This window comes from Amycolatopsis rubida, from assembly GCF_900115345.1.
GTDB classification, from domain to species: Bacteria; Actinomycetota; Actinomycetes; order Mycobacteriales; family Pseudonocardiaceae; genus Amycolatopsis; species Amycolatopsis rubida.
This window is the reverse complement of the sequence record NZ_FOWC01000041.1, coordinates 1-1,538: the sequence shown is the minus strand read 5'-3', so window position 1 is coordinate 1,538 and position 1,538 is coordinate 1. Positions and strand designations below refer to the sequence as shown.

At 72.2% G+C, this 1,538-nt stretch carries 1 protein-coding gene; it reads left to right on the top strand.

Going from position 1 to position 1,538, the window contains the following annotated elements:
• Positions 1-112: 112 nt before the first annotated feature.
• The gene (locus BM362_RS46020) at positions 113-1,528 is read left to right on the top strand and encodes an NF041680 family putative transposase (protein WP_067584114.1); all 1,416 of its coding nucleotides are present in this window, start codon (positions 113-115) and stop codon (positions 1,526-1,528) included.
• Positions 1,529-1,538 lie beyond the last annotated feature (10 nt).

The following is a 1,538-nucleotide window of genomic DNA, read 5'->3' as shown; positions in this document are numbered from 1 at the left end:
AGCTTGAGTTTTAAGGTCCGGGTGTCAGAGGGGGTGCCCGGTTGATCATGGATGAAGCCCTTGGTTGATCATTCTTCTTGCGACAGAAGGAAGATCACAACCAAGGGCTTCGATGAACAGTGTGCACCACGCCGGCGCGGCCACCGCGCTGGGGGACCTGTCCGAGTTCCGGCAGGAGTTCTACCGGTGCCTGACCGCGCGGGCGGACGCGTTGTTCGAGCTGGCCGACGCGGTGCTGTGCGCCGGCGGGCCGGTGGGCTCGCTGGTCGAGCTGTCGCTGGAGCCTGAGCACCGGCGCGGTCACGGCGGCCTCTACGACAGCCTGAACCGGGGCGGGGTCGACGTCGGCCGGTTCCGCAACGTCGCGGCCCGCCAAGCGATCCCGCGCGGCGACGACGGCCGCATCACGCTGGGCATCGACATCAGCAACTGGCTGCGGCCCGACGCGGGCACCAGCCCGGACCGGCTGTTCTGCCACACCTACGCGCGAGGCAAGGGCCGGGCCCAGATGATCCCCGGCTGGCCCTATTCCTTCGTCGCGGCGCTGGAACCGGGCCGCACGTCGTGGACGGCGTTGCTCGACGTGCTTCGCGCGCGCCCGGGCGACGAGGGCACCGCCCTGGCCGCCGCCCAGCTGCGCACCGTGATCGACGCCCTGATCGCCGCCGGGCACTGGCAGGCCGGCGACCCCGAGATCTGGATCGTCGGCGACGCCGGCTACGACGGCCCCCGTCTGGCGTTCCTGCTGGCCGACCTCCCGGTCCGGGTGCTGGTGCGGATGCGCTCGGACCGGGTTCTGGCCTTCCCCGCGCCGCCCCGGCAGCCCGGCGCCCGGGGCCGCGGCGCCCGGCACGGGGCCCGGTTCGTGTTCGGCGACCCGACGACCTGGCCTGCCCCGGCGCACGCCACGACCGCCGACACCGCCCGCTACGGCGCCGCGCACGCCCGATCCTGGGACCGGCTGCACCCCAAGCTCACCCGCACCGGCGCCTGGACCGGCCACGACGACCCTCTCCCGATCTTGGAGGGCACGGTGATCCGGCTGCAGGTCGAGCGGCTGCCCGGCGCCACGGCCCCGAAACCGTTGTGGCTGTGGCATTCCGCCACCGCGGCCACCGCGGAACTGGTGGACCGGTTATGGCAGACGTTCCTGCGGCGCTTCGACCTGGAACACACCTTCCGGTTCCTCAAGCAAACCCTCGGGTGGACCGCGCCCCGCCTGCGGACCCCCGAGGCAGCGGACCGGTGGACCTGGCTGACGATCGCGGTCTACGCCCAGCTCCGGCTGGCGCGCTGCCTCGTCGAGGACGTCCGGCGCCCCTGGGAACGCCCGCCCGCCGCACCCGCACGACTGTCGCCGGCCCGGGTCCGGCGGGGATTTCGCCGGATTCGCCCGGCAGCGGGATCACCCGCCGGCGCGCCGAAATTCAGCCGACCCGGACCAGGACGCCCGCCAGGATCACGAAACGCCCGCCAAGCCCCCTCACACAACCCCGGCAAGACCAAGAAAACGGACACCAAAGGTTAAAACTTAAGCT